Here is a 26,981-nt window from a genome sequence, read left to right as displayed (position 1 = left end):
TGATTCCGAATATACTTTTAAGATTAATACCTCCATCTATTTGCCAATGCTACTAAGCTAAGCATCACCGGAACTTCCACCAATACCCCTACAACAGTTACAAGAGCTGCAGGGCTTTGAAGTCCAAACAATGCGATTGCAACTGCAACAGCCAATTCAAAGAAATTACTCGTTCCAATCATTGAAGCGGGAGCGCAGACAGCATGGGATAATTTGAGTTTTTGTCCAGCAAACCATGTCAGGAAGAAAATGAAATAAGATTGGATTATCAAAGGCACTGCAATCAACAGGATAATCAGCGGATTATCCAAGATGTTTGTTCCTTGAAAAGCAAATAGCAGGATTAAAGTTACCAACAAAGCCAAAATACTAACAGGCTTCAAGCGTGGAAGGAAAACAGATTTAAACCACTCTTCTCCATGTTTTTTAATCATAAGTTTGTTGGTAATGACACCTGCGACCAATGGAATGACCACAAAAATCAATACTGAAGCTACCAAGGTATTGTATGGGATTTCAACATCTGTAATGCCGAGAAGGAAACCTACCAATGGTACAAAGGCTACAAGAATGATAAGGTCATTGATCGAAACTTGTACCAGGGTGTAATTAGGGTCACCATCGGTAAGATAAGACCATACAAAAACCATCGCGGTACATGGTGCTACGCCAAGCAAAATAGCCCCGGCAATGTATTCACCAGCCTGATCAGGTTCTATCCATGCAGAATAGAGGTGCTCAAAAAAGATCCAGGCAAAAAATGCCATGGTAAAAGGCTTGATCAGCCAGTTGACTGTAACAGTCAGGATTAAACCTTTTGGAGCTCTTCCAACATCTTTGATACTGCTGAAGTCAATCTGAAGCATCATAGGGTATATCATCAACCAAATCAAAATTGCAATTGGAATATTCACATTATAGATTTCTGCATCAGCGAGAAATTGCATGCTGTCACCTGCCAATTGACCAATACCAATTCCAGCTGCAATACAAAGTGCTACCCAAAGACTTAGGTACCGCTCAAAAATGGGGAGCTGTTTATTTTTTGCTGTCATTATTTACTGATTTTAGAAAATACATAAAATAGTTCTGTGGCAATGTGTAAGCTTCGTTCTTTGTATTTTTCGGCTTGTTGCGGGGTTCCATCAAATGCCTTTGGATCATCATAAGTTATTGGTATTCGCTTCTCAGTACCTGCAATAAAAGGACAACCAGCATCCGCTTGGGAGCAAGTCATGACGGCAGCAAAATTTGAAGTAGGATTGAAGGCATGGTCATAGGTTTTCGAAAAAGCGACAATTGGATGAGCGTTTTCTGCATATTTGACTGCATAGACAGGGTTGTTCCCATCCGATAGTGGTATGATTTCCAAGCCTTGAGCGCTGAGTGTTTCTCCTACTTTGGGAAACATTGCAGTAGCTTCAGTACCTCCAGAGTATGTGAAGACCTTTTGAATATCGAAATATGCACCCATTACCTGTGCCCATATTTGAGACAAATGGCTCCTACGGGAGTTGTGGGTGCAGATGAAATTCAAAAGAACAGCTTCTTTTTTATCCACTTTTTCTTGGATAAAGTTTATCAAAGGCTGTAAAACATCCTTTCTTTGAGGTGAAATAGATGCTACATCAAGTGTTTTGATGGTGTCTTCGATTTGAGTAAATACAAGAGTTTTCATTTTCAAATGTTAACAGTTTGAGCAGTAAGTAGGGTCATAGCCATCAAAGAGATCAGATAGCATTTTTTTGATGTAATGCCATTTTTCGGGATTGATGCAGTAGTTGACAGACACGCCTTCTACAGTTCCTTGAATGATCCCTACATTTTTGAGTTCTTTCAAGTGTTGACTGATGGTGGCCTGAGCCAAACCCAGATCTTCCACAAGTGTGGAATTGCAGCAGGTATTGGTTTTAAGCAGAAATTGTATAATTGCAATCCTGGCAGGGTGGGCCAATACTTTGGCATAGTTTGCCAGCTCATTCTGTGTTTCGGTAAATAAGTCGGATTTGGTTACACCCATTTTAGAGATAGTTAGAGATTAGAGATTAGAAATAAGACAAGAGATAAGAATCAAGAGATTAAATACAAGTTGGTATGTAAGGTCTTTCACTAGGAAACCGTAATTCATTTTTCAAAAGAAATGATTTAGAAGAATCACCTTTGCATCGTCTTATTTATCTTATTATTATCTCAATCATATTTGTATTGAATATTACATTGCAATATTACGATAAAAATATTTCAGTTCTTATTTTTCATGTGTTTATAATTTTTTTAACGGTCACCCCGATTAGTCGGGACAGGCTATGGCATCTCGCAGTATAGATAATCATCCCAGTGTGCGACGTTCTCGTCATGCCTGCCTGCCTGCTTCAGGCAGGCCTGTTTGCTACAGGCAGGCCTGTCTTCTTCAGGCAGGCTTGTCTGCTACAAGCAGGCTCGATTTCATGATAATCATCAGTGGTCTGAAGAACTCAATTTATTACCTTGTCAAAAAAAAAGTATGAAAACACTAATCGAACTCTGGAAAGAAGGCCGCACAAGATTGACCAATCAATTGGCATCTATAAAAACTGAAGATCTTACAAAGAAGCTTGGGGAGAGTCCGAACTCCGCCGGATTTCTGATCAGGCATATCGCTGAAGTAGAACTGCTCTTTGCCAAAAATGTCTTTGGAAACATGGGTGCTAAAGTAGATGCCCAAACGCTCAAGGCGGGTAAGGATACAGGGGAATGGACAGATTTGGAGTCATTAAAATCCATCATTGAGGAAGCAGGAATTCAATTGGAAAAAGCTATCGAAAGTCAAGAGGATTGGGATGCGGTCATTGAAACCAAGGAATTTGGAAAGAAAACCAAGGCAGAATCATTAGGCAGGATTACCACACATACTGCCTATCATGCAGGTCAGTTGGCTATAGTGCTGAAGTATGGGGTATAATCAAGATGTATTATTTTGATTAATCCTTTGAGTGATTTTTATCACGTGATTAACACTTTGACTTATTGAAATTTGGACTTTCTAAGCAAAGGTTATGCACCGGTATTTGTACATTATTATATTATCTGTATTGTCAATCGCTTGTAAGCCCACACCTATAGATCAGCACCTTGAAGAGATTCCCAAAGAAAATCTTCTCGAGGCGCTTCTTAAAGGTAATGAAAGGTTTTCTGGAGATCATCCGCTCCACCCAGATCAGACGCTTGACAGACTTAGAGATTTGTCTGTAGGGCAGCATCCTGTAGCAGCTATAGTGAGCTGTTCGGATTCAAGGGTTCCTCCAGAATTGGTTTTTGATCAAGGCTTGGGCGATCTCTTTGTCATTCGAAATGCAGGAAATATCGTGGGAGATTATGAGATAGGCAGTTTGGAGTATGCTATCGAACACTTGGAAGTTCCTTTGGTAATCATCCTTGGCCACACCAAATGTGGAGCTATAGGAGCCTATGTAGACCATGACCATGACCACTCACACCATTACTCTGAGTACATCCAAAAAATCATTGATTTCATTGATGCCGAGGAAGAGGAGAAAGCCATTCCAAGGGATGCTCCCGATTTCTATGAACGGGCCATTGAGGCAAACGTGCTACATGGAATTCATGAACTCAAATTAAAGGTTCCTTCTGTAAATGAATTGATCGCTTCAAAAAAGCTGAAAGTAATTGGAGCAATATATGATGTGGAGACTGGAAAGGTCCGATTGGTAGAGGATCCTAATTGACCTGCTCTATCTGATTCAAAAAATAAAGTAGGTCCTTATTGATCAGTCCGAGCTGAGATTCCAACTGATCCAGCATGTCTGATCTTCCTTTGAGCATTTCAGAAGAATAGTTACCCCCATCAGAAAGCAAAACAGCCAAACTTGCATCAGACATGTTATAGGTTTCCCAGCGGGAAATCAATTGTTCTTTGAGCGATATACCTTCTTTGTTATTATTCCCAGAGTTAAAATAGTACCAAGTAGATGGCGGGAAATAGTCAGGTCTGTCGCTAGATTCATAAACATCCCGCAGTACGTTCCGGCGGTGGTTGATGGTAATCTGTTTGTCAAGCCTAAGAATGGAAATACCCAAAAACACTTCAGTAAGTCCTCCTGCTATCGCTATGTATTCCAAATTGTCACCCTGCAGACTGCTTGTTGCAAGAAGAATTCCCGTCCCAACACTTACTACTGCACCGGTAATGATGGCAGCTACCGTCAGGTTTCTTTCCTTTTTCCGTAATTCTTTTTCCAAAAATGAAGCAATCTGTTCTCCTTTTTCTTCTTCACAATCAATAGCAGACATCAGGGAATGAAGCTCAAGTTCCATTTTGGCAATTTTGCCATATATATTCGTTTTGAGTTCCAGTTTTTCAAGCCTATCCAAATTTCCGTCGGCGTACTTTTCCAAATCTCCGATCACATTAAGAGCAATGGCCATATCAAGTGTCTTATCATCAAACCTTTCTTTCAAACCAGAACTGATTTGAAGTGAGTCTATCAAAAAATCATCAGCTCTGTTATCAAAATCCAGTCCTTGCAAACATTCTCCCTGAAAGGCCATGGGTGCAGGTATAATCTTTTTCCCTACACAGGAAAAATTAATAACCAAGCATAGTATTGCAAACCGAACAAAGAATTTTAACATAAAAAAACAGCTACTTAGATTTTAAAAGTAGCTGTTTCCAATTTTGGTTCAAAATTAAATCTACAATGGATATTTAGAAAATATGTCCAAATCCAAAGAAGAACTGACCCCCTTCAAAACTCTGGGCATAATCCAATCTCAAGATGGTGGACTGGTTCCAAGCGATTCTTCCGCCAATTCCCGGGGCTCCTCTGAAATTATTGAGCTGTATATCTTTCAATCCTTCCCAAACAGTACCAAAGTCGTAAAATGGTGTTATCCCTAGTGCAAAATGTTGGTTGAAGGCGTTGAAGTCATGCAATCTGGCCCTCATTTCAAGATTGACCAAACCCACAGTAGGGGCCAAAAATCTTGCCTCCCGGTATCCTCTCAAAGACCGGCCACCACCAAGGACCAAAATACCTCCGGCTTCTGCCTGAGAAGACAAATCCCACATTTCTATAAAGTTGATATTTGGCCCGAAGATATGCCCAAGTGCTGCCAAGCCCGCAAATGTCAGCCTGTTCCGGTTGTTTTTCCACCTGTGGAAGGTGTGGATAAACTGTCCTTGTACCATAAACTTGTTGAAGTTGAAATCAGAACCCAACCATGGGGCAGAGTATTCATGGGAATATTGCAAAAATATACCTTTGGATGGATCTGGCTCCAAATCCCGAGTATCATAAATCAAAGCAGCCGCAAACATAGATGTAAACTTAAATCCATCTGAAAAGCCCGATAAATTATACCTATCCCAGGTACCTTCCTGGATTTGCTTATTTACCAGAGTAGGTCTTTGTATTGCCTCTACTGCAGTACCATCTGCAAGGAATGCCTCTTCTGCAACCTGTCCAGTGTAATCTTCAAATGCAGTAAATAAAGCTTCATAGCCAAACATCAGTCTGAGTTTCCCCCCCATTTCTACCCTCTCGCCCAGGGCATTAAAAAGCAACTCCCTTTGGATAAACTGATTGTAGTGGGTATCGGTCTGCAGCCTACCACCATTCCCAGGAATAGCAATCTTCAGGTTTTCCTCGTAGTCATTTACCCTGTTGAACTGACGTACTCCGCCTTCAGCTCCGGTCGACTTATCCTGAAAACTGAGCCTTTCAAGAGATTCTCTTCCTATCCCCCAATATTGGGCATTCGGATCTTCCCATACCACTGCATCTGCTCTTAATCTCCACTTGGAGTTGAAGATATAAGGCACATCCAGATTGACAGCTGCTTTGATTCTTCCATTTTCAAAAACAAATAACTCAGTGTTGATACTGTACCTGTAAGGTGTATAATAAAAGAAGGGATCTTCTTTGGTTTTATTCTGAAAGAAAAATATGTTCCCTCCAACACCAAATCCACGGATAGGATCAAACTCAAACCTTGGGAGTCCGGTAACAAAAAATCCTTCCTTTTTATTGAGAATATCCTCTGCGGAAAGCTTTTTGTCATCAGACAATTCAAAAGGCAGGCTGATGGTGTCCAGGATGGCTAAGCGGTCGGTATTTTTGTGTGCTTCAGGGTCTCTGACTCCTATTATCGCTTCTTGTGCGAAAACAGAAAAGTGAATTAGAAAAGTCAATAGTATTGCTAGATTTTTCATAGCCTTGTGATCCCGGTAAATATGTAGTTGGTAATTTTTTACAAAATTAAGTCAACACCGTACCTCATCTGATTGGAGGGTAATTAGAAAAAAATTAGAATTTTATTAGAGAGAGACACCCAAATTAGGTATGTAAAGTGTAAAAATAGACCCTTTTCCAAGTGTAGATTTCACTAAAATTTTGGAGTTATGCAGGGTCATTATTCTTTCGACCAAGGCCAATCCTATTCCGGTCCCCTTGGAGACAGACTTGTTTCTTCCTCTAAAAAATGGGTTGAAGATTTCTTCCAATTCATCTTCAGGAATCCCTACGCCATCATCTTTGAAGGCCACTTGGACCATATTTTCGGCAATAGAAATCCGACATTTGCAGGACTGATTTTCTGAATATTTGCAGGAATTATCCATCAGATTCTTAAATGCAATGATCAACAGGTAGCTGTTCCCCAAAACAGTAATATCTTCTTCATCAAAATCTCCTTCAAAATCCAAATCAATTCTATATTCACGGTTTGTTTGTTGAAGTTCCTGACTTGCATCCAAAAGGAGTTCATCAATCCTAACCTCCCGGAAATTCACCTCTGAGCGATCATAGCTGGCCTTTGCAAAGTCCAAAAGGGTACTGGAGAGTTTAGCTAACTTTTTGGATTCTGCCAAAGTCAATTCAACTGTGTCTTTATATTCTTCCTTACTCCTTTTTTTGCTTTGACTCAACTCTAGCTCTGCGATGATGACCGAAAGGGGGGTTCTCAATTCATGAGACACGTAGGAAACAAATTGCTTTTGAGAATCAAACGACTTTTCTAAACGCTCCAGCATTTGGTTAAAGTTATCCGCCAAGTCACCTAACTCATCATTATTATTGGCAACTTGAAGTCTTAAATCCAAATTCGACGCAGAAATTTTTTGGGCCTCCGAGATCATTCCTGTAATGGGCGCCATGGTTTTTATGGAAAAATACCTGCCAATGAAATAGATGATTGCCAAGCCTAAGAAAAATGCAACTAACATGGTATTGCGAAGGTTTTCAAGATTACGGTAACCATATGCATCAAAGGCAGCAGCGGTGACAAAATAGTGTTCGCCCTCCAATTCTATCAATTGACCAATAACTTGCCAACTGTCCTGTGAAAACCTTACCACTTTCCTGTCCTGAATGTCTGCAAACAGTTGAGGAGTTTCTTTTACTACATCTATGTCCACAGCATCATGATAAAGCAATTGTTGGTTTTGGTTATAAATAGCTACTTCTACTTCATATAATACTTCCCTATTCTTACGATAAATTGTTTGCAAAGTATTTGCGTTTAATTTAACATCAAGCAATAGGTTTACTTTTGTAAGAGCTTCTTTTTGAAGAATCTCATAAAACTCACTTTTTCTATTCTGATTGGCTGAAAAGTAAACGATCAACATAAATACCAATAAAATACCGGCAGTAATAGCCGTAAATAGGATAGATATTCGCTGTTGAATACTCATGATTGTTGGAGTATAAAACCCATACCCGAGCGGGTATGAATCAATTTGGTAGCAAAGGGTTTGTCTACTTTTTTCCTAAGGTAATTGATATAAACATCAATAAAATTAGTACCTGTATCAAAACTCACCCCCCAGACGTCCCTTGAAATTTCTTCACGGCTCAGGACTCTTTCGGGATTTCGTAATAAATAGCTTAGGAGATTATATTCTTTTGGTGTGAGTTTGAGCTCACGTCCTGATCGGAATGCTTTTTTTAGATCGGTATTGATTTCAAGATCAGCATACCTGATGTGTGGATCAGGTAATTTTTCTCTACTCATGCCAGCTCTTTTGAGTAGCGTTTTAATCCTAACCCACAATTCCCTAAAGTCAAAAGGTTTTACCAGGTAATCATCAGCACCGGCATCAAAGCCTTCCACCTTATCATCTGTAGTGCCCAAGGCTGTCAACATGATGATTGGAATTGACTTATCCTTTTCCCTGATTTTTTTACATAAGTCCAGACCATTGATTTTGGGTAGGATCAAATCGGTGATAATCAAATCGAAACCTCCACCTTCAAAAAGTCTTAAACCCATGGTTCCATCAAAGGACTGAACTACTTCATAGCCTTTTTCTTCCAAACCTTTCTTGATTACCCACGAGAGCCTATCATCATCTTCTATCAACAAAATGGAGGCCTTGTACATATTTATGTCAACTTTTTAATGATTTCCTCATGTTCAGGCCAAAGCTGAAGCAATTCCTCAGTTTCAAATAGTTTGAAATCTTTGAAGTCAAAACCTGGGGCAACTACACAGGAGACCAAACTGTAACTGTCTTTTTCATCTACGGTCGAACCAAACACTACCCCACTGCTGACCATTTGGTATGGAAGATGGCCAACTTTATCAGAAGGGCCTACAAGTAGCTTGCTGTAGCCATCTTCGCTCAAGACATGTACAGTCAGAGGACTTCCTTCATGATAAAACCACATTTCATCACTTTTGATCTGATGAAACTTGGAGGAATTCTCTGATGTCAGAAGAAAATAGATACAGGTCATCAGGCTCCTTGGACCATGGTCTGTGGATAATTGCCATTCAGACCTGTAAGTCTCTGCATAATAGCCACCCTCTGGATGAGGTTGTAGGTTAAGGTCTTTTACAAGTTGGGCTACTCGTTTCATTTTGTATAGATGTCTAAGATTTTTTCTACAATACGTTCAGAAGTCTTTCCATCCCAAAGCGGAATACCTTTATAACTTTTCCATTCTCCCTTCATCAATTTGTCTAAATAAGGAGCAAGTTTTATCGGGTCAGTACCAATTAATTCGTTTGTGCCCAATTCAATTGTTTCAGCTCTTTCAGTATTGTCTCTAAGTGTGATACAGGGCACATTCATGACTGAAGCTTCCTCCGTGATCCCTCCTGAATCTGTGATGACACCTTTTGCATTTTTGACCAGGTAATTGAACTCCAGGTAACTTAATGGCTCGGTCATATGTAAAGATTCATGATTGATTCCCATGTTTTGCAGGTTTTTGGCAGTACGTGGATGTACCGGAAAAATCACTGGAAGTCCTTGTGTGCCTGTGATGATCGCTTGAATCATTTCTTTCAGTTTTTCTTCTTGATCGACATTTGCTGGTCGATGCATGGTCATCACAAAGTATTCCTTTGGCTGGATTTTCTCGAAAATTTCTCCTTCCGGCTTCTTGAATTTAGGCATATTGGCCATCAGTGTATCAATCATGGTGTTGCCTACAAAGTGGATTTTGTCTTCTGAAAACCCCAGGTTCCTCAGGTTAGTGTTGGCGATTTCAGAGGTAGTGAAAAAATGATCTGTGATACTGTCAGTCACCATTCTGTTGATTTCTTCCGGCATGCTGAGGTCTCCTGACCTGATGCCACCTTCCACATGGGCGACGTCAATCACCAGTTTTTTGGCAGCAATAGAACAAGCCAAAGTGGAAGTCACATCACCTACCACAATCACAAGATCAGGCCTATTTTCCATCAACTCTTTTTCAAAAGCAATCATGATAGCGGCAGTCTGTTCGGCTTGCGTGCCTCCGCCACCGCCTAGATTGGCATGAGGCTCAGGAATATTCAGTTGTTCAAAAAAATCACCCGACATCTTCTTGTCATAATGCTGTCCAGTGTGGATAAGTCTGTAATCAATTGCATTTCCCTCGGATTTGGATTTTATTATCGCGTGGATAATCGGGGCAATTTTCATAAAATTTGGTCTTGCTCCCGCTACTAAAGTTAGTTTGATCATGATCTAAAAGATTAATATTTCCAAGATGCAAGTTAACCAATAATCAAAGCAGGCCAAATCAATAGGTGTGAGTATTGCCTTGGATTATAGGCTAAATTTGGTTGTTTTTTCGTTTATTTGTTGTAATCAAAGTTTTGTTAATAAGTTGAAACTTTGAGTAAAGTAATTGTACATTATGCACCTTCATAAATCAGGTAGTTTACCCCTTATTACAATCATTTTATTCCTGATCCTAGTTTTAGTTTCCTGTGAAGATACATTGGAAAGTGAAGAGATTGTTTATTCGAATGATTTTACCACTTTGAATCTGGCTAATTTTGAAAACGGGAGACTTTTTATTTTCAGGCAGGATACGCTATTGGGATATTATCACAATGAAGAAGTTTCTGTTACTTTAAATGATCTTCCAGGACATAATGTCATAAAAGTGGAGGTTGAACTATGGATCCACGATTCTTGGGATGGAAATCCTGACGATGGAGTCAGCGGTCCTGATATATGGTATATGAAAGTAGATGGACAAGATATTGTTAGGACAACCTTTTCAAACTCCCCATGTGAGTCACTTTTTTGTCTCAAGCAATCCTACCCTAATAATTACTTTCGTCAGAACGATCCTAAGTCAGGGGCAATAGAAACAAACATTCCTGGGCTATGCCTTTTTGGGGCTTTTCAGAGATATACAACCAAATATAGGGTTACAAAGCTGATTAAGCATTCTGCGTCTTCTGTGAAAGTAACGCTCGGAGATGAATTGGTACAAACCAACTCGCCGGATCCTTTGTGCGATGAGAGTTGGTCTATAGGAGAAATAAAAATCACAACAATGGTGGTCATATGAGGAGCTTAGATTCTATTTTAAAAAAGATCGCTGTTTTCAGTTTTTTGCTTATTGGTCCGGTATGCGCATTTGGTCAAACGGTGCCTTTAAATACACCTGTACTGGAGGAATATATGCGCAGGATGCAGCTTCTCGGAAAGTTGGATGGGAGTTCTTCTTTTGCCATAAGGCCACTATATCCTATGGATGCTTTTCAAAGGTACAATGGGATTGATTTAGACAGTACCTTTACTGATTTTGATACCTCTACATTTCATAGAAAATACGGTCAAGATGATGAAGGAACGCTTATGGCTATGCCTTTCACCTATAGGACTCAATTCAATTCGGAATATCCTTTTGGCTTGAATAATGGGGCTATGATTCCCAATAGGGGATTTCAACATGTTTTATCAGGTGGGATTTACTTGGAACAAGGTGGCCTTAGCATACAGTTTCAACCTGAACTTCTTATCGCCGCCAACCGGGATTTCTCCGGATTTCCGATAGAACATCAGTCTACTATTCTTTTTTACTATGAATACATGAATAGGATTGATACACCTGAAAGGTTTGGAACCAGTCGTTATGTAAGATTTTTACCAGGACAATCGAGCATCAGGTACAACTTGGAGGGTTTCTCTGTGGGTGTATCTACTGAAAACCTTTGGTGGGGTCCCTCCCGCAGAAATTCTCTGATTCTGAGTAATAATGCGCAAGGGTTTATGCATTTTACAGCCAACACCAGAAAACCTATAGAAACTCCTGTAGGACATTTTGAAGGACAAATGATAGCGGGCTTTTTGAATGGTTCCAGATTTCTCCCTCCTCACGCCGACTACACCATTCAGAACAATCCAGTTCATATCCCAAAGCGGAGTGTGGACGGGCGATATCTTTCAGGCATCATTTTGAGTTACCAACCCAAGTGGGTACCTGGTTTATTTTTGGGCTACTCAGCAACCAATCATTTGTACAGGCAGGACATGGACAGGTTAGGCGACTATGTGCCGTTTTTCAATGGTCAAAAAGGTTTCTCAAGTGTGGAAAACCCAATCAGAGACAAGCGTCAACAATTCAGTTCAGGCTTTTTTAGATGGATCAGTCAGGAAGGTCATTTCGAATTTTATGGAGAATATGGCACCAATGGCAATAGCAGAAGAATGAGTGAATTTTTGATCACTCCTGAAAGAAATAGAGGGTTTACACTTGGATTTTCCAACCTGATGCCATTGAGGAAAGAAGGCTCTTTCTTACAAATCAGTGCTGAAATGACGCAAACAGGACAAACCATACGTGAGTCCATCCGCAACCTTGATACTTGGTATATCCACGACCATGTCAGACATGGCTATACCCACAATGGCCAAGTTCTGGGTGTGGGATATGGTCCGGCTGCAAATGTGAACTGGATAGAAATCGGTTGGGTAAAAGATTTCAACAGGATTGCCTTCCACTTTGAAAGGATAGTATACAACAATGACTTTTATTATTTCAGATACGAAGCATCCAAAGATTGGAGAAACAAGTATGTAGACTTGGTGCCTTCCTTGGTGGCTGATTGGAGGTTTGGGAACCTTTTGGTTCACGGTAATTTCCAGTATGTCAATACGCTAAACTATATGTGGTTTTTAGAAAACCAACCCGATCAATACTTTGTGCCTGGGCTTGACAGGAAAAATTTCGTCGCTACCTTAGGCGTGAGCTATATTTTAAAATAAAGAAGGCCGAATCAAACCTTGCTTGATTCGGCTTTTTTACCTGAAAACTGAAGAATATATTATTTATTTCTGGTCAATTTGAACTCCATTCCGGATTGTTTCATGACCATCAGATCATCTTCAGGGAAAAACTCCATTACCAAGCCAGCTTGCGCAAAGGAAAATGTATTTTCCCCATCATATCGCATTGGAAATGCTCCCTGACCGGTCGCTTGCCCGATTAGTCTTTTGCCTTCTCTTTTGACCGAAATGGTTAAAGGGAACCCTTCAGCCCCATACTCTCCTATAAATTGGTCCAATTCTTCTTCTGATACACTCACTTCTTCAAAGGAGGGTAATTCAGGATCATTTCCAAAATAGCTGTTCAATACAAATAAAGCTACGTCATTGGGGTTATAATCCTGTGCATTAGCAATCATAGCGAATCCAAAATCCTCTTCTAGAAAGTAACTGGCCATGGACCTAAATTCATCAATTCCTCCCGTGTGACCAAAGGATTTTTTGTCTTTGAATGGAATCACTAAAGCGCCTCTGCCAAAACCATCTCTGATATCTGTCATGGTCTCCAAACTCTCACCAGAAATCAATTGTTGTTCAAAAAGACTTTGTAAAAATTTCAATAAATCAGTAGGGGTCGAAACAATAGCACCCGCACCCAAGGGAATAGACATATCGGTTTCTTGCGATAGCTCCCAATTTCCAATCAAATTATAAGAAAAAGCTTCATTTTGATCGCCCAAAATTTTTGTCCCTACTTTGGTGTTTTTGAGACCTAGAGGTTTGGCAATGTATATATCCACCATTTCGGTATATGGTTTTTCAAATACATCTTCTAATATCCAGCTCAAGAGCAAATAATTGGAATTGCTGTAGTCAGCTTTTGTTCCTGGCTCGAAGATGGACTCGTAATCTGCTATGGTCTTCAAAAGCTCTTCTCTTGTTTTGGCCTGTGTATGATAAGTAAGGTATTCTGGACTATTGGTTAGGTTAAAAATACCGCTTCTATGACTCAAAAGGTCATCAATGGATATAGAAGAAGCATTTGGAACTTCGGGGAAAAACTGGTCAAGTTTTGTATTTAGGCTTAGTTTGTTTTCTTCAATAGCCTGAAAAACCAAGACTGAAGTAAACATTTTGGAGATTGAGCCAATTCTGAATTTCGTGTTTTCATCTGGTTTTCTTTTACTTTGCTTGTCTGCATACCCAAAGCCTCTGGTATAGATTACTTTTCCCTTTTCGGAGATGGCAACAGTACCTGAAAGCTTTTCATTTTGCTCCAGCAAATCGAAGTATGCATCAAGTTTTTGAGTATCGATGGATTGAGCCATCAAGGTAGATAAGCAAATAGCAAAGCAAATAACAAATGTGATGAGATTTTTCATGGTTGATGGTTATTGAAAAAGATTAAAACTATTACAAATTATTAAAAAACCTCTAGTTTCTGCAGTCATATACTCCATTTTTATTTAACCCTCAGGTTATAAAACCTTTTTATACTGATCTGTTAAGTATTGGGCTGTGCCAATCTCACTTACAGATTTTTCACGAAGCACAAAAGTGACAAAAAGAAACAAAAGAGAAGGCGAATTTTTAACAGATTTTGGATTGGTATTTTTATTCTGGAGGATGTCTGTTATCCATAAACCTTCGTGACTTTTGTTTCCTTTTGTGGTAAATAAAGTGACTTGTAAATAATCCTTTGACACCGTTGATGGTGTTTTAAGTTTTAGTCCAGTCTACTTCTTTCTTCAGTACTTCCACTTCTATTGGCAACCCTAAAGCTTTCTCCTTGAGCAAATTTATACCGAAGTGTTATCCTTACGCCCTGCGTATTTCTGTACTGTCTGAATTGGGTATTGATTTTATCAAATTGCACGTCTGCATTGATAATCTGACTTCTGAAAAGGTCAGTGCCATTTACTGTCAAGGTTAATTTTTCCTTCATCAATGGCTTGGTAATTCCTAAGTCCACCCATCCGAAACCTTTGATAGTTGCTTGGCCATATTGAGCGGGACCTACATACATGCCCATCAATTCTGCACGGAATCCGTGAGGTAAGTTGAATGTATGCTGGGTGCGCAAAGTCAGGTTGGTCTGGGCCACGTCAAGTAAAGCATCTCCGATCATAGACTTCCATTGTGAATGGGTTACTTGTAGCATGTTGCTGGTATTCCACCAAGGACGGATCTCCACGGGAATCATTGCCCTGAAGTTCCAGTTTTGTGACCTGTCCAGGTTGTCCGTAAAGGTGGTAGTCATTCTTGTTTCTTCATCCTGGGTGAAAATCTGTTGGAAAACATCGTTGGTCAATGCGTATCCCAAGGTAAATTGGTAGGCACCTTTCAATACATGGTTCATCTCGAAATTGTGCGCGTATTGTGGTCGCAGGTGAGGATTTCCTTGCTCCGTTGTCAATGGATCGATATAGAATACGAATGGATTCAAAAGCCTATAGTTTGGTCTGCTGATCCTTCTATTCGCATTGTAGTTGATTTGGTAATCCTTACTCACCTTATGAGATAAGAATAAACTTGGGAATAAGTCAAAGTAATTTTGTTTGTTGACCTGATCAAGTGTCACCGAAGTACCGGTGATATCAGAATATTCTCCCCTCAATCCAGCTTGGAAACTCACTTTTTCGGAAAAGCTGCTTTTGTAAGAAGCATACGCAGCCAAGACATTCTCTTCGTAAATAAACTTATTGCTGTTTGGATCATTGATAAATGGTCCTTCCTCGACGGCCCTACTCAAATCCAGATTGTTGTCAGAAGTCACCCAGCTTCCTTTTAAACCTGTCTCCAGCACTCTGCCTTTGCCGAAAGGTTTTACAAAGTCGACCTTTGCGGTGAAAATCCTGTAGTCCATGTCATTCATGGTTTTGATAAAGTCCAGGTTAGACTGGTCCTGATTGTCATTCACCCAATTGGAGTTGGTCAACAATGCTTCGCTGTCCTGTACCATTTTGGTGAAATCTATATCGGCAGATAATCTTGTGCCTAGTGTATCCAAAAGCCCAACGTAGTGGAAGTTACCGAATAGCCTATTGTTATGAGTAAAGCTCTCATTGTCTGATTTGATAAATAAAAGGTCTTCAGTGCCAGGGTTGGTTATTCTTGTCAGCGAGTTACCGATATCCTTGCCATTGTATTTGGAAGCCTGAAGACTCATGCCTACACTGTGCTTGTCATTGATTTCGTAATCTGAACCAGCTTGCAAAAACATACTCTCATTGTGCGTAGTAATGGGACTCTCTTGCTCAAATCTGGAGATACCTTCATCTAGTTGGAATTCACGGTTGATATTGAGTTCATTTTGAAAATTGAACTGATTGTAGTTGAAGCTTGCTGTGTTGGTCCATTTGCCTTTTTTGATATTGAGGCTCAACCCCGTGTTTGGGCTGTACATTCCATTATACATTCCACCGGCTGATACATTTCCAAATACCCCGTCGATATTGTTTTTCTTCAGCTTGATGTTCACGATTCCAGCAGCACCTTCAGCGTCAAAGCGTGATGTGGGGCTATTGATGATTTCAATACTCTTGATATTCTCAGCTGGCATAGACCTTAAGAAATTGGCGAGGTCACTGGCGCTCATGTAAGTTTGACGGTCATTGATCATGACAGTTACGCCTGATCTGCCGTTTAGCACAATATTATTGTCCTGATCTACGAATATGCCAGGTGAGCGAGCGATTACATCAAGAGCAGTATTGCCTTCTGCCATCACAGTGCCTTCTACGTTCACGGTAGTTTTATCCGCTTCAATAATGATTTCTGGTCTTGTAGCCCTTACTGTAACTTCAGATAGGTTGCTTGCTTCTTCTGTTACTTTTAGCTGACCAAAATCTCTGTTTGTGCCTGATTGGATTTCAAATGCATCGGATCTAAAAGTCTCAAAGCCTATTGATGAAATCACCAATTGCACCTGACCTGTACGAGAGGTTTCTATGGAAAATTTCCCATTTTCATCCGAAACAGTACCTGTCAGAAGTTTTTCCGTGCCGGCTTCAAATATGGCAACATTGGCAAAAGGAAGTGCTTCTCCTTTCTCATCCGTCACCTGACCGGTAATAATGCTGATATCCTTAGCGGCTAAATTGCTCATTCCTAAAAAGAAAAAGAACAAGGCTGCAAAAATCTGGGTTGAAGTTTTCATGATAGTTGGTTTAGTATTCATGTCATTGTGCCAACTCATTTGAAAAATTAGTGCCATCGAAGAAAAAACATGCTAAACAACTGAAAAAGAGAACTATATAAAAAAACAGTATTTAGGAGGTGTATCGGTAACGAACACTTTTACCGTTCGCTAAGAATACATATTCTATAGATTGTTTGGGTAAAAACAAAAAACCCCGGCAAAACCGGGGTCTATGTTTTTATATCCAAATAAGATTATTTGGCTGCAGCATATCTTTTGCTGACTTCGTCCCAATTAACCACATTCCAGAATGCAGAAACATAATCTGGTCTTCTGTTTTGGTAGTTTAAATAATAAGCATGTTCCCATACGTCCAAACCTAAAATTGGAGTACCTGGACATTCAGCTACATCCATCAAAGGGTTATCTTGATTTGGAGAAGAGCAAACGCAAAGTTCTTTTTTCTCATCTACACAAAGCCAAGCCCAACCTGATCCGAATCTAGTTGCTGCAGCTTTGGCGAATTCCTCTTTAAAAGCATCCAACGAACCAAACTTTGCATCAATTGCAGAAGCCAATTCGCCTGACGGATTGCCACCACCGTTAGGGGATAGAATAGCCCAAAAAAGACTGTGGTTGTAGTGTCCGCCGCCGTTATTTCTTACAGCATTGTTAGAACCAGCCACTTTCATCAAATCTTCAATACTCTTACCAGCCATGTCTGTTCCTTCCACTGCATTGTTGAGGTTGGTTACATAGCCATTGTGGTGCTTACCATGGTGAATTTCCATAGTTTTTGCATCGATATGCGGCTCTAGCGCATTAAAGTCATAAGGTAATTTTGGTAGTTCAAAAGCCATTTTTAAAAGGGTTTTATGATGAAACATTTAAATAATTCTCGTATCAATTTACGTTTATTCAACCAATTCTATTTTCAAATGGTTCTACGATATGCAAAAAGGATTTAATTTCTGAGCTTTTTAAAAAAGGAATCCAGCAAATTTTTCGATTCTTCAGCCATTAATCCCGAAGAAACTTTTGTTTTTGGATGCAGAAGTTTTTCCGGATTATTTGAAAAACCCCTTTTAGGATCAGCTGCAGCATAATGTATCTCACCAAGTTGGGACCAAAAACAAGCTCCGGCACACATGATACAGGGCTCCAAGGTGACATACAATTTACATTCTGTAAGATATTTTGAGCCAAGAGCATTTGCTGCGGAAGTAATGGCCAGCATTTCAGCATGGGCTGTCACGTCAGTAAGCTTTTCTGTCTGATTGTATGCTCTTGCTATGATTTTGTTCCGGCACACGATAACTGCGCCCACTGGAATTTCATTTTCTTCAAAGGCTATTTTTGCCTGTTTGAAGGCTTCATTCATAAAATATGCATCTGTGTATATTTCCATGATGCAAATTACTGAAAAAAATGGAGCAGGCTTTTCAAAAAAACCTGCTCCACATAAATTTAAATGAGGATCGTTATTTGAACATTGCCCATATCTCTTCTCGGATTCCCTCATTGATGATCAGGGCCAATATCAATGAAACCAACAAACCGATTCCAGCTTTGACAATATCCTTTCTTGCCAATGTATAGGCCCTATATATTCTGGCTTTTCTTTTAGAGAGTTTTTTTGATTTTGCTAAAGCAATTGCCAACTCCCTGCCTCCCAAAAGTCCAATAAATACCCAAGTAGTACTCATTGGGATGTTATTGAGCATTTTGAAATAGAACAAAATAATCGCGTAAACAAAATCAACTAAAGTAGCGGCTCTAACATCAGTTACTTTGGTTTTCTCATTGACAATACCTTGAATCCTATCGCCTTTGAGATAAAAAAGGAAACCAAGACCAAAGAAAACGAACCCGGCATAGCCAACAAACTCCCAAATATCCAATTGCCTAGGCAAGAAAACGGCAATGTTAGCTGCATCCTGCATGATCCAAACGGACCATAAGGTACCGGATGTAATCCATTGGGCAATGTACCAAGCTGGGTGGGCCGTTCCTTTTAGGAAATTTTTGACAAGTCTCTCTACGGCAAACCAGACTACAATAGCAATGAAAAATGCCAGTACGTAACCAAACAAACTCTTGGTTACCACATCTACAATTGTGCCCGCCTTATAGGTAAAGACATTAAGCAATAGAAAGGTGGTAGACACAGGCATTCTCAACCTTGTCATGACCAAAAGGACTATTGGTGCCGCGAGTTGAAGGAAAACAAAGCTTTCGGGAGCCTTATCCAAACCAGGTACCTGTAGCCTTTGATAGCTGACGTCTCCATTGTATGTAAACCAGCTGTAAGTGACTGTTCCAACGAAAATCAGACCCATAAAAAGCCAAAGCCAATACCATTTTCTACTGTGATTGGAAGCTATAAAAGTACCTATCGTCTGTATACTGTCATTTGCAATTGCTGAATAGGCGGCAAGACCAAAACCAAACCACATGGATAAGTAGGTGTATTCTGTAATCACTCCTGCAATGGATATCAGAATGCAGATAACTACAAGAAATGACTTTTCTTTTTTGGTAAAATCAAAAAGTGAGTAGGCTACTTTTGACAAAGCATCCTGATTAATATTCTGGTCTTTAAGTTTGGCCATAAGGTATGAGGTGTCGGATAATTAATCCGGTGCAAATTTAAAGAAGATTATTTGGCTTCTATGTTAAGAAATTGTTAATAGACTTTTCTTCTTGATTAAGTTTTACTCAAAAAGGCTTCAAATTCTTATTGTAAGCTTAATATAGAATTTACATTGAACTTATGGAGGACAAAATTGAGTATATTTTTACAAAATTAAAGAATAGTCGTAGACTCCTTCGTCAATGTTAACAAAATCTTCATATCAAAACCCCCATAAATTGTAAACCTTGTTTTTACTTTGTAATAATTTTAAAAGATTTCGAGACCCCGCTTGGGGTTTTTCTATAAATGAGCAGTATCCAAGATTCTAGCGCTTCTTCAAATAAGGTTTTTACTTTATTTAAAATGCTTCTTGCATTTTTACTTTTTATGCTCTCTATAGATATGCTGACGGTTTCATTGGTTCAGTTCAACAACCAATTTGTCCAACAGCTGTTTCAGGCTACCAACAATCCATTCGTAGGGCTTTTCATAGGACTATTGATGACTGCCTTATTTCAAAGCAGCTCTACTGTTACAGCCATGATTGTGGCAGTAGTAGCTGCGGGTACTTTGAGGCTTGAGCAGGCAGTCCCCTTGGTAATGGGAGCAAATATCGGTACCACTATCACAAGTACTTTGGTGGCTTTTTCATTTATCATGAAAAAAAATGAGTTCAAAAAAGCCCTTTCTGCCGGTGTGTTACATGATATATTTAATATCCTGTCTGTATTGGTGCTTTTTCCACTTGAAGTTTACTTTGGTTTTTTGAGTCAAATGGCTATTTATCTTACAGATACATTTTTTGACTCCGCTGTGACTGACAATGGAAACTACAGTTACAATGTGCTTTTTACAAGGCCTGTGACGATATGGTTGGTCAACCTTATTTCCCAACCCTTGGTATCCTTGATATTGGCAATAGCTTTGGTTTTTGCATCAATCAAGTTTTTGTCCACCTCGGTGTTTAAGGTCTTTATGTCACCAAGTTACAACAAGGCCAACAAACATATTTTTCAAAAACCCCTCGTGGCCTTCTTTTATGGGATATTCTTTACGGCTGCCGTGCAATCTAGTACGGTGACTACCTCGCTTATTGTTCCCGCAGTAGCCAACAGGAAAGTCTCCTTGGTTAAGGCTTTTCCATTTATAATCGGTGCAAATATCGGAACGACAATTACAGCAGCTATAGCGGCCATTTACAAGACAGAGGCAGCAATCAGCATCGCCATCGTCCACTTTTTATTCAATTTCTTTGGTGCTTTGATTTTCTTGCCTTTTCCCGGGATAAGAAATATTCCGGTCAAGCTTGCCACTTTTCTTGGCAGAGAGTCTGTCAGGACTAGATTTGTGGGCTTTGCTTACATCGTACTTACCTTCTTTATCATTCCCTTCTTGCTGATCTACTTTAATAAGGATGGTGATATCCGGCAGATGGGCATCAACCAAAACCAGAAACCTCAAACAGAGGAGATTTTTATCAAGCCTTAATTAATTTTTGCCTGCCTCTTCTACGATCTGAACTCCCGAGCTGGTGCCAATCCTATCGGCTCCAGCCTCTATCATTGCTACCGCCTGCGCATAAGATTTGATTCCACCGCTGGCTTTGATACCGACGTTGGATGGTAGATTTTCCCTCATCAGCTTGATATGGTGAATTTGAGCACCTTCGGGAGCAAAACCCGTAGAGGTTTTGACATAATCTACTCCCGCATCAGCACATATTTTACAGGCTTCTATAATTTCTTCATCACTCAGGTAAGCCGTCTCTAAGATTACCTTCAAAATTCTTTCATGTTCATGGCATAAAGAAGCCAATTTAGCCAATTCAATTTTTGGCCAGTTCATGCCTGCCTTAAAAGATGTCGTGGACCAAACTACATCAATTTCATCTGCTCCATTTTTGATGGCTTGTTCTGTTTCAAAAACTTTCGTCTCAGTCATATTGTAACCTAAAGGGAAACCGACCACTGTCACGACTTGTATGTCTGCCTCTCCAATTTCACGTTTGGCTTTTTTGACCCAAAAAGGAGGAACACAAATGCCTACAAAACCAAACTTCTTAGCCTCTTGAACTAAATTATCAATGTCTGCATCAGTGGTCTGTGGCTTGAGCACCGTCTGCTCTATAAATCGTTGTATATTTTTCATCATTTAAATTTTTTAAACCGTTATTTCTTTCTACATCGGAAAAAGCGGATGTCCATTTTTATCTCATAGGTAGTTTTTAATCACGGCCGATTTTATGTCAATCTGTTGACTTTCCTTCTACGTAATCCTTCAGGTAAATAAACTCGATTGTCAGGTCTCCATCCTTGGTGATGGTGGCCCTGTCGAGGATCTTTGACTTTTCTTTTAGCAATTCAGGAATAAAATGTTCACTCAAATGGCTGCCAAACTCCTCAGAAGCATCCCTCGGGAGTTCTGTGGGAAGGTTGTCAACTGCCATCACCGAAATGCTATTCTGCTTGCCAAAAGGCTCCAATACCTCAAAAGTTTCCCTATCCACATCATATACCGGATCGGCGATTGTGGAAGGCTTGAGTGTGGTGGGAATAGAACCTTCTATATCGCAGGTAATGTCCGCAATTACAGAAATGCAAAAGTCTTCAGAATTGATGTCTTGTCTTGTAAATAGCCTTGGTGCCCGATTGTCCCAATAAGCAGCAGCAATGAGTATGTCAGACACTTCGGCAAATTTTAGGAAATGACTCTCATATTTCTGCGGTTCGGCATAAAACTCTTTTTGGTCAAAGCCCCCATCAGTCTTTCTTCGGTTATAGTCGTCATTGTCTAAGACAGCAAAAACTGCCTCATCGTAATAATTATGGATCAATTCATGAGGACTTACCTCGCGTAAGGCGATACTGTTAAAGACCTCCAAGACCCCTTTTCCAACCCGGCCAGTTCCAGTGACAACGATCTTAATGGGGGGAAGCTGTACTTTTTTGAGTTCCTCTTCAAGTTCATCTCTGTCAAAACACTCATTTGCCCTTTTCAGGTCAAAGAGGCCGGATTTTTTGCCATAGGTCCAAAGCCCATTGTATGCCCCCACGATTCCTGCCCATCTGCCAAAAGCGACAGTTCGCTGTCCATTTTCATTTTTGAGCACTTCATAATCGAGAAGCTTAATATTTTTTTCAAGTATAGTTTGAAGAAGCTTCCTGTTATATGCCTGTTCCTTGATGGTATGGGAAAAAAACAAATAGGTTTTATCAGCAATCAAGTTGGGAATAGGTACTTCCTTAATTCCTATCAACCAATCACAATCCGACATGTCCTCAGTTAAAGGAATCCCCAATGCTTCATATTCCTCATCCGCAAAACAACGGATAGGACTTGGCTGTACAAAAAACTCAAAAGCTCCAGGGTATCTTTCCTGAATGTCTTTTACCTGTTGCGGTGTAAAAGCTACTCTTTTGTCAGGTGGGGTCTTTCCCTCCTTAATCAGGCCTATTTTCATGTGTTTAACATTTATTTTCTATTTTCCATTTATTCGCCGACAGGCTTGTATGGAATCTTGCATCTTAGACAGTAAGTGAACCGTGAGACATTTTATCCATGAACGACTTTACATCAAAAGATTTAATGCTTCAAATTATGAAAACCCTTTCAATGAAAAAACTGAAACCTAAAAATCTCTACATAATGGAACTTCCTGCCTTTTGATTTAATTGCATTACAAAGCAAATCTAACTATGTCATACCTAATTTTAGCGATTCTCTGGGGGCTCTTTTATTTCACGCATTCCTACATGGCAGCAATAAGCGTGAAAGAAAAAATCAAATCATTGTTAAAATCTGGCTACAAGTGGTATAGGCTTTTCTATTCATTTATTTTTAGTGTTTTCTTTCTAGCCATCTTAGTGTATTCTGCTACTTTGGAAAAAGATCAGGTACTCGCTTCCACGGAGTTATTGACTTATATGGGGTATATGTTTGCTACTTTTGGTACTATCATCCTTGTGAAATCTTTCAAAAACTTCTCAGGAGCGAGGTTTATTGGGTTCAAAATCCATGATGACTTGGAAGAAACCGAACCATTGATCACTTCAGGTATTCATAGCCGGATGAGACACCCTATTTACACGGGGCTGGCTTTGATTTTTCTAGGTTATTTTCTCTTTGCCCCATTCTTTAGTTCATTGATCCACTTGGTTTGTTTATTGATATATATTCCGATTGGGATTTATTTTGAGGAGAAAAAACTGATCAGTGTATATGGGGAGGAGTATCTAAAATATAAGGATAATGTACCCTCTTCCATACCTTTGCTAAGAATCAAAAAATAGATTCAATACAATTGTTGAAAACCAAGAAAAGCAAAGAGGCTGTCAATTTTGACAGCCTCTTTTTATATATTTTTAATATGTATATCCGCTTTCATTCCAGTAGAATCTAAATAATTGAATTCACCTGTGATTTCGAACCAATATCGATAAATATCCAATTTCTATTAGTATCCCTTTGCCCAAAAACCCTCGTTTAATTCATTGTTGGCATGATTGCGGATAATCATAATTTTTAATCCATTCCCAGAAATTCCACTTCAAATAGCAGAATAGAGTCTTCAGGAATATTAGGTCTTTCTTGGTCTCTATATGCCCATACAGAAGGCACGACAAAATGGGCCTTTGAGCCACTTTTGAGATTTCTAAACCCTATACTAAATCCTTCAATGGCATCACCTGCACCAATCGTGAATTGGAATATTCGGTAAAGACGATTTTCTTCCCAGATATCATTGGCAATCGCCAAATCCTCCATATTGGTATCGACGATAGTGCCGTCAAGTAATCTTGTGACATAGTTGCAATAGACTAAAGTAAACTCACTAGGTCTGGCTCCGTCCCCCTCTTCTTGTACAAGGATCACTACTCCATTTCTATCGTTGATTCTTGCTACAGTGTCCAATTCATAGGTTCTCAAGAATTCCTCAATGATTGGAGCCTCTCTTGCAAGGTTGGCCTCCACATCGTAGGTAGGGCCGAAGAAGTTAGGCGGTTCTTGGTTACAGGCAACTACTGCCAGCAACACAAGTAAGCCCAATAACATTTTACTTACTAATTTCATAAATCATCAGGGTCTTCAGAAGTGATTTTTCCTATCCTTACAAATTCCAACTCAAATAACAATGGGCTGTTTGCTGGTATGGAAGGTCTTTCGTCGTTTCCGTATCCATAAAGAGACGGAAATAAGGTAGTTGCCACATCACCCTCTTCCATAATGGACAAGGCGAATTCAAACCCTAATATTGCTTGATTGCCATAGCCAAACAGAAAAGCAAATGGTTCATATGGTCTGTTAGGGTTATAAATATTGTTATCCTTGGCTACTGATTCGATAGAAGAGTCGAAAACAACATTGTTGAGTAATTTGCCAGTATAATTGACGAATAGCGTGTCCCCGAACTCCGGTTTGATTCCGCTCTCTGACAATTCTTGCCACAAGACCCTCAAACCCGTTGGTTCATCTACAAACTCCTTAACCGAAGCAATAGGATTTTCTTGAAGGTATTTTTCTATTGCTTGTTTATCTCTATCGAGAAGCAACTCTAAATTGGCTTCATCAGAAATACAACCTGCAAAAGCAAGAAATACCATAACGGCAACTATACTGATTCTTTTCATACTATTATTTTTGAACATCTGTGATTTCTACGTCGAAGATCAAAACAGAGTTTGGTTGAATTGGTCCACCGGCATTTCTGTCTCCATAAGCTAGAGTAGATGGAATCAAGAATTTTGCTTTTGCACCTTTGCTTAGCAATACCAATCCTTCGTCCCAGCCTTGGATAACCTGTCCCATTCCAGCCCTTACTTCTAAAGGACCATACTGATCTTGCATGTCTCTTTGTTCACTGTAAGTGCCTTTTTCCTGAGCAAGTGCCTTCATGCTGGTATCAAATAATGTACCGTCCATTAAATAACCTGCGTAGTGTACAAATACCAAGTCGCCAGTTTCGATTTCTGTTCCGTCTCCTTCTTCTTCGATGACGTAATATAAACCTGATTCTGTCCTGGTTGCATTGAGATTATTTTCAGAAATGTAATCTTCGATTTTTTGCGTGTCGATTTCCAATTGTTTGATAGAATTCTCTGCTTGCTTCTTAGCCTGCGCCTCTTGCATAGCCTCGAAGTAAGTCTGAAGTCCTTCCTGGCTCAACACATCCACTACACCGATTCTGATTTTTACATTCTCGTCACTTTGAATAAAAGGAGGAACATTTTCCAAACCGAAGATTTTCTCAGCTTTTGATTCAAATGCGATGCTGTCACCTTTTTTCAAGCTTAGGAATATCTCATCCATACCCGTTTGTCTCGGGATAGAATCATTGTACTGAAGGTATCCGGGCATGTTCTGATCGTAAGTAGAAATAAAAGTAGAATCAGAAGCTGTTTTAACTATCAAATGGTAAAGGACATACTCTCCGTTTTTAGGGGTTTCTTTACCTTCTTTGATATATGTATACTCTATACCATCAGAGGTTGTCTTTGATTTTTTACAAGACGAAGCGCCAAAGGCTATCATGGCAATAGCCAAGGAAAATAAAAGTGTTTTAGTTTTTTTCATGGATTAGTTCTAATTGATTGAACAACGTTTTTTGATTTTCTTTTATAAGTTTTTCGAAATTTTCTGTGGTCTCTTTCAAGCTCAAAGGGGACTTGCCTCCCGATGCATTTTTGTGCCCCCCACCATCAAAGTATTCTGAAGCAAATTTATTGATGGCAACTTCTTCGATTGAGCGGAAAGAAATTTTCACTCCGTCTTCTCTTTCAGTGAAAAGTGCGGCAATTTTGATTCCATCCAACGACAAAGCGTAATTGACCAAACCCTCTGTATCACCTGTTTTGGAGTGGTATTTTCTAAGGTCTTTTTTGCTGATGGCAAAATAAGCCGTCTGCAAATCCTCCATTATCACCAACCTCCTGGTAATGGCAAAGCCTATGAATTTTAGCCTATTGATGCTGTTCGTGTCATAGATCAACCTGGAGATTTTGCTGTTATCAGCACCAAGGTCGATTAACTCCGCCGTAATCAGGTGGACATTCTTCGTAGTGTTGGGATGTCTAAAACCACCTGTATCCGTCATAATACCGGCATATAGACAGTCTGCAATCTCCTTATCTACCAAGCCCTTGTCCCCCAGCGCTTCTATAAGCTCAAAGACCAACTCGCAGGTTGCCGCAGCATCTGTACTCCAATACCTGAAGTCAGCAAAATCTTTTGGATCCTGATGATGGTCGATATTGACTTTATACGCTTTGGACTCTTCTACTGATGCTTGCATGTCCTGTATCCTACTGAGACAGGAAAAATCAAGACAGAAAATGACTTCAGCTTCTTGGATATGTTTTCTAGCCAATTCCTGTTTGCTCTTATCCTCAAAATTGATGACATCATCATTTCCTTTCATCCAGTGAAGAAAGGACGGGTAATCAGAAGGAGTGATGACAGTAACTTCATGCCCTTTCTTCAACAGATAGTTGGCCATACCCAGGGAAGACCCCAATGCATCAGCATCAGGCTTATGATGAGTGGTAATGACAACTTTTTTGGGGGAGGAAATTACTTCTTTGAATGACTCTAATTCTTGCATTTCATTGCTTTAATACGCCCTCTACAGAGAAACATAGTCCGCAAAGGTCAGGATAATTTTTTAAAATTCCCAATAAAGATAATTGGCTTACTTTGAATAAGATAAGCTAGAT

Annotated in this window: 26 protein-coding genes; 6 read left to right on the top strand and 20 right to left on the bottom strand. The window is 39.7% G+C overall.

From position 1 onward, the window contains the following. Positions 1-23 precede the first annotated feature (23 nt). The 3 genes from arsB to CLW00_RS04295 are packed head-to-tail and all read right to left on the bottom strand — an operon-like array spanning position 24 to position 2,020. The gene (gene arsB, locus CLW00_RS04305) at positions 24-1,055 is read right to left on the bottom strand and encodes an ACR3 family arsenite efflux transporter (protein ID WP_106132420.1); all 1,032 of its coding nucleotides are present in this window, start codon (positions 1,053-1,055) and stop codon (positions 24-26) included. Continuing rightward, positions 1,055-1,678 carry an arsenate-mycothiol transferase ArsC gene (locus CLW00_RS04300; RefSeq protein WP_106132419.1) on the bottom strand — a complete coding sequence of 208 codons (624 nt, stop codon included), beginning with the start codon at positions 1,676-1,678 and terminating at the stop codon, positions 1,055-1,057. The genes arsB and CLW00_RS04300 overlap by 1 nt, the downstream gene beginning before the upstream one ends. A gap of 9 nt (positions 1,679-1,687) precedes the next feature. Continuing rightward, positions 1,688-2,020, bottom strand: a complete 333-nt coding sequence (locus CLW00_RS04295; protein ID WP_106132418.1) for an ArsR/SmtB family transcription factor — start codon at positions 2,018-2,020, stop codon at positions 1,688-1,690. Positions 2,021-2,503: 483 nt separating this feature from the next. Here CLW00_RS04295 and CLW00_RS04290 point away from each other — a divergent pair, with 483 nt between their 5' ends. Both CLW00_RS04290 and CLW00_RS04285 read left to right on the top strand, forming a co-directional pair. Next, positions 2,504-2,941 (top strand): DinB family protein, encoded by a 438-nt coding sequence (locus tag CLW00_RS04290; RefSeq protein WP_106132417.1) that lies wholly within the window; start codon positions 2,504-2,506, stop codon positions 2,939-2,941. 94 nt (positions 2,942-3,035) lie between these two features. Continuing rightward, on the top strand, positions 3,036-3,725 hold the full coding sequence (locus CLW00_RS04285) for a carbonic anhydrase (RefSeq protein ID WP_106132416.1): 690 nt from the start codon (positions 3,036-3,038) through the stop codon (positions 3,723-3,725). Here the strand turns inward: CLW00_RS04285 and CLW00_RS04280 are convergent. The 6 genes from CLW00_RS04280 to wecB all read right to left on the bottom strand — a co-directional run bounded on the left by CLW00_RS04280 (position 3,718) and on the right by wecB (position 9,955). Next, entirely contained in the window at positions 3,718-4,632 is a 915-nt protein-coding gene (locus CLW00_RS04280) for a hypothetical protein (RefSeq protein WP_211300146.1), read from the bottom strand. The genes CLW00_RS04285 and CLW00_RS04280 overlap by 8 nt on opposite strands. A 73-nt stretch (positions 4,633-4,705) precedes the next feature. After that, positions 4,706-6,211, bottom strand: a complete 1,506-nt coding sequence (gene omp85 / locus CLW00_RS04275; RefSeq protein ID WP_170073166.1) for an Omp85 family outer membrane protein — start codon at positions 6,209-6,211, stop codon at positions 4,706-4,708. A gap of 105 nt (positions 6,212-6,316) precedes the next feature. Continuing rightward, a complete protein-coding gene (locus CLW00_RS04270) occupies positions 6,317-7,693 on the bottom strand; it encodes a sensor histidine kinase (protein ID WP_106132415.1) in 1,377 nt (458 codons plus the stop codon). After that, complete coding sequence (locus tag CLW00_RS04265) at positions 7,690-8,382, bottom strand: response regulator transcription factor (protein WP_211300145.1); 693 nt, start codon at positions 8,380-8,382, stop codon at positions 7,690-7,692. Before CLW00_RS04265 ends, CLW00_RS04270 begins: the two co-directional genes overlap by 4 nt. A gap of 2 nt (positions 8,383-8,384) precedes the next feature. Next, on the bottom strand, positions 8,385-8,861 hold the full coding sequence (locus tag CLW00_RS04260) for a cupin domain-containing protein (RefSeq protein ID WP_106132413.1): 477 nt from the start codon (positions 8,859-8,861) through the stop codon (positions 8,385-8,387). After that, positions 8,858-9,955 carry a non-hydrolyzing UDP-N-acetylglucosamine 2-epimerase gene (wecB, locus tag CLW00_RS04255; RefSeq protein ID WP_106132412.1) on the bottom strand — a complete coding sequence of 366 codons (1,098 nt, stop codon included), beginning with the start codon at positions 9,953-9,955 and terminating at the stop codon, positions 8,858-8,860. Before wecB ends, CLW00_RS04260 begins: the two co-directional genes overlap by 4 nt. A gap of 175 nt (positions 9,956-10,130) precedes the next feature. On the opposite strand from wecB, the gene CLW00_RS04250 reads away from it, so the two are divergent. Together CLW00_RS04250 and CLW00_RS04245 are read left to right on the top strand one after the other, a co-directional pair. Continuing rightward, on the top strand, positions 10,131-10,796 hold the full coding sequence (locus CLW00_RS04250; protein ID WP_106132411.1) for a hypothetical protein: 666 nt from the start codon (positions 10,131-10,133) through the stop codon (positions 10,794-10,796). Next, positions 10,793-12,496 carry a capsule assembly Wzi family protein gene (locus tag CLW00_RS04245; RefSeq protein WP_106132674.1) on the top strand — a complete coding sequence of 568 codons (1,704 nt, stop codon included), beginning with the start codon at positions 10,793-10,795 and terminating at the stop codon, positions 12,494-12,496. Before CLW00_RS04250 ends, CLW00_RS04245 begins: the two co-directional genes overlap by 4 nt. Before the next feature lie 59 nt (positions 12,497-12,555). Here CLW00_RS04245 and CLW00_RS04240 read toward each other — a convergent pair whose 3' ends face one another. The 5 genes from CLW00_RS04240 to CLW00_RS04215 form a co-directional block, all read right to left on the bottom strand. Continuing rightward, positions 12,556-13,878, bottom strand: a complete 1,323-nt coding sequence (locus CLW00_RS04240) for a serine hydrolase domain-containing protein (protein ID WP_106132410.1) — start codon at positions 13,876-13,878, stop codon at positions 12,556-12,558. A gap of 344 nt (positions 13,879-14,222) precedes the next feature. Beyond that, positions 14,223-16,655, bottom strand: a complete 2,433-nt coding sequence (locus CLW00_RS04230; protein WP_106132673.1) for a TonB-dependent receptor — start codon at positions 16,653-16,655, stop codon at positions 14,223-14,225. Positions 16,656-16,891: 236 nt separating this feature from the next. Beyond that, positions 16,892-17,497: a superoxide dismutase gene (locus CLW00_RS04225; RefSeq protein WP_106132672.1), complete on the bottom strand. Its 606-nt coding sequence runs from the start codon at positions 17,495-17,497 to the stop codon at positions 16,892-16,894. 104 nt (positions 17,498-17,601) lie between these two features. Continuing rightward, a complete protein-coding gene (locus CLW00_RS04220; RefSeq protein WP_106132671.1) occupies positions 17,602-18,045 on the bottom strand; it encodes a nucleoside deaminase in 444 nt (147 codons plus the stop codon). Positions 18,046-18,118: 73 nt separating this feature from the next. Further along, positions 18,119-19,249 (bottom strand): hypothetical protein, encoded by a 1,131-nt coding sequence (locus CLW00_RS04215; protein ID WP_106132408.1) that lies wholly within the window; start codon positions 19,247-19,249, stop codon positions 18,119-18,121. Between the two features lie 329 nt (positions 19,250-19,578). On the opposite strand from CLW00_RS04215, the gene CLW00_RS04210 reads away from it, so the two are divergent. After that, complete coding sequence (locus CLW00_RS04210; protein ID WP_106132407.1) at positions 19,579-20,760, top strand: Na/Pi symporter; 1,182 nt, start codon at positions 19,579-19,581, stop codon at positions 20,758-20,760. Here the strand turns inward: CLW00_RS04210 and deoC are convergent, their stop codons facing one another. Both deoC and CLW00_RS04200 read right to left on the bottom strand, forming a co-directional pair. Next, complete coding sequence (gene deoC, locus CLW00_RS04205; RefSeq protein ID WP_106132406.1) at positions 20,761-21,420, bottom strand: deoxyribose-phosphate aldolase; 660 nt, start codon at positions 21,418-21,420, stop codon at positions 20,761-20,763. A 97-nt stretch (positions 21,421-21,517) separates the two neighbouring features. Continuing rightward, positions 21,518-22,732, bottom strand: coding sequence for an NAD(P)-dependent oxidoreductase (locus tag CLW00_RS04200; RefSeq protein WP_106132405.1), 1,215 nt, complete (start codon positions 22,730-22,732; stop codon positions 21,518-21,520). Between the two features lie 235 nt (positions 22,733-22,967). Between CLW00_RS04200 and CLW00_RS04195 the strand changes: the two genes are divergently transcribed. Beyond that, the gene (locus tag CLW00_RS04195; RefSeq protein ID WP_106132404.1) at positions 22,968-23,561 is read left to right on the top strand and encodes a methyltransferase family protein; all 594 of its coding nucleotides are present in this window, start codon (positions 22,968-22,970) and stop codon (positions 23,559-23,561) included. 232 nt (positions 23,562-23,793) lie between these two features. On the opposite strand, the gene CLW00_RS04190 is transcribed toward CLW00_RS04195, so the two are convergent. Genes CLW00_RS04190 through CLW00_RS04175 form a run of 4 tightly spaced genes read right to left on the bottom strand, consistent with a single transcriptional unit; the run spans position 23,794 to position 26,869 of the window. Next, positions 23,794-24,342: an FKBP-type peptidyl-prolyl cis-trans isomerase gene (locus tag CLW00_RS04190; protein WP_106132403.1), complete on the bottom strand. Its 549-nt coding sequence runs from the start codon at positions 24,340-24,342 to the stop codon at positions 23,794-23,796. Then, positions 24,339-24,899, bottom strand: coding sequence for an FKBP-type peptidyl-prolyl cis-trans isomerase (locus tag CLW00_RS04185; RefSeq protein WP_106132670.1), 561 nt, complete (start codon positions 24,897-24,899; stop codon positions 24,339-24,341). Before CLW00_RS04185 ends, CLW00_RS04190 begins: the two co-directional genes overlap by 4 nt. Before the next feature lie 4 nt (positions 24,900-24,903). Continuing rightward, positions 24,904-25,842 (bottom strand): FKBP-type peptidyl-prolyl cis-trans isomerase, encoded by a 939-nt coding sequence (locus CLW00_RS04180; protein ID WP_106132402.1) that lies wholly within the window; start codon positions 25,840-25,842, stop codon positions 24,904-24,906. Continuing rightward, complete coding sequence (locus CLW00_RS04175; RefSeq protein ID WP_106132401.1) at positions 25,829-26,869, bottom strand: DHH family phosphoesterase; 1,041 nt, start codon at positions 26,867-26,869, stop codon at positions 25,829-25,831. The genes CLW00_RS04180 and CLW00_RS04175 overlap by 14 nt, the downstream gene beginning before the upstream one ends. Between the last annotated feature and the right edge of the window lie 112 nt (positions 26,870-26,981).

This window comes from Mongoliibacter ruber (assembly GCF_003003005.1).
Classification (GTDB): domain Bacteria; phylum Bacteroidota; class Bacteroidia; order Cytophagales; family Cyclobacteriaceae; genus Mongoliibacter; species Mongoliibacter ruber.
Note: the sequence above shows the minus strand (reverse complement) of the source record. Positions and strands in the feature narration are given on the sequence as shown.

What these genes read in the sequence shown, in the direction of transcription:
- CLW00_RS04295 (WP_106132418.1), bottom strand. Translation starts at nt 2,020, where the DNA reads ATGGGTGTAACCAAATCCGACTTATTTACCGAAACACAGAATGAGCTG.
- CLW00_RS04195 (WP_106132404.1), top strand. Translation starts at nt 22,968, where the DNA reads ATGTCATACCTAATTTTAGCGATTCTCTGGGGGCTCTTTTATTTCACG.
- wecB (WP_106132412.1), bottom strand. Translation starts at nt 9,955, where the DNA reads ATGATCAAACTAACTTTAGTAGCGGGAGCAAGACCAAATTTTATGAAA.
- CLW00_RS04240 (WP_106132410.1), bottom strand. Translation starts at nt 13,878, where the DNA reads ATGAAAAATCTCATCACATTTGTTATTTGCTTTGCTATTTGCTTATCT.
- CLW00_RS04260 (WP_106132413.1), bottom strand. Translation starts at nt 8,861, where the DNA reads ATGAAACGAGTAGCCCAACTTGTAAAAGACCTTAACCTACAACCTCAT.
- CLW00_RS04200 (WP_106132405.1), bottom strand. Translation starts at nt 22,732, where the DNA reads ATGAAAATAGGCCTGATTAAGGAGGGAAAGACCCCACCTGACAAAAGA.
- CLW00_RS04290 (WP_106132417.1), top strand. Translation starts at nt 2,504, where the DNA reads ATGAAAACACTAATCGAACTCTGGAAAGAAGGCCGCACAAGATTGACC.
- deoC (WP_106132406.1), bottom strand. Translation starts at nt 21,420, where the DNA reads ATGAAAAATATACAACGATTTATAGAGCAGACGGTGCTCAAGCCACAG.
- CLW00_RS04210 (WP_106132407.1), top strand. Translation starts at nt 19,579, where the DNA reads ATGAGCAGTATCCAAGATTCTAGCGCTTCTTCAAATAAGGTTTTTACT.
- CLW00_RS04215 (WP_106132408.1), bottom strand. Translation starts at nt 19,249, where the DNA reads ATGGCCAAACTTAAAGACCAGAATATTAATCAGGATGCTTTGTCAAAA.
- arsB (WP_106132420.1), bottom strand. Translation starts at nt 1,055, where the DNA reads ATGACAGCAAAAAATAAACAGCTCCCCATTTTTGAGCGGTACCTAAGT.
- CLW00_RS04285 (WP_106132416.1), top strand. Translation starts at nt 3,036, where the DNA reads ATGCACCGGTATTTGTACATTATTATATTATCTGTATTGTCAATCGCT.
- CLW00_RS04230 (WP_106132673.1), bottom strand. Translation starts at nt 16,655, where the DNA reads ATGAAAACTTCAACCCAGATTTTTGCAGCCTTGTTCTTTTTCTTTTTA.
- CLW00_RS04220 (WP_106132671.1), bottom strand. Translation starts at nt 18,045, where the DNA reads ATGGAAATATACACAGATGCATATTTTATGAATGAAGCCTTCAAACAG.
- CLW00_RS04250 (WP_106132411.1), top strand. Translation starts at nt 10,131, where the DNA reads ATGCACCTTCATAAATCAGGTAGTTTACCCCTTATTACAATCATTTTA.
- CLW00_RS04265 (WP_211300145.1), bottom strand. Translation starts at nt 8,382, where the DNA reads ATGTACAAGGCCTCCATTTTGTTGATAGAAGATGATGATAGGCTCTCG.
- CLW00_RS04245 (WP_106132674.1), top strand. Translation starts at nt 10,793, where the DNA reads ATGAGGAGCTTAGATTCTATTTTAAAAAAGATCGCTGTTTTCAGTTTT.
- CLW00_RS04270 (WP_106132415.1), bottom strand. Translation starts at nt 7,693, where the DNA reads ATGAGTATTCAACAGCGAATATCTATCCTATTTACGGCTATTACTGCC.
- CLW00_RS04190 (WP_106132403.1), bottom strand. Translation starts at nt 24,342, where the DNA reads ATGAAATTAGTAAGTAAAATGTTATTGGGCTTACTTGTGTTGCTGGCA.
- CLW00_RS04185 (WP_106132670.1), bottom strand. Translation starts at nt 24,899, where the DNA reads ATGAAAAGAATCAGTATAGTTGCCGTTATGGTATTTCTTGCTTTTGCA.
- CLW00_RS04300 (WP_106132419.1), bottom strand. Translation starts at nt 1,678, where the DNA reads ATGAAAACTCTTGTATTTACTCAAATCGAAGACACCATCAAAACACTT.
- omp85 (WP_170073166.1), bottom strand. Translation starts at nt 6,211, where the DNA reads ATGAAAAATCTAGCAATACTATTGACTTTTCTAATTCACTTTTCTGTT.
- CLW00_RS04180 (WP_106132402.1), bottom strand. Translation starts at nt 25,842, where the DNA reads ATGAAAAAAACTAAAACACTTTTATTTTCCTTGGCTATTGCCATGATA.
- CLW00_RS04280 (WP_211300146.1), bottom strand. Translation starts at nt 4,632, where the DNA reads ATGTTAAAATTCTTTGTTCGGTTTGCAATACTATGCTTGGTTATTAAT.
- CLW00_RS04225 (WP_106132672.1), bottom strand. Translation starts at nt 17,497, where the DNA reads ATGGCTTTTGAACTACCAAAATTACCTTATGACTTTAATGCGCTAGAG.
- CLW00_RS04175 (WP_106132401.1), bottom strand. Translation starts at nt 26,869, where the DNA reads ATGCAAGAATTAGAGTCATTCAAAGAAGTAATTTCCTCCCCCAAAAAA.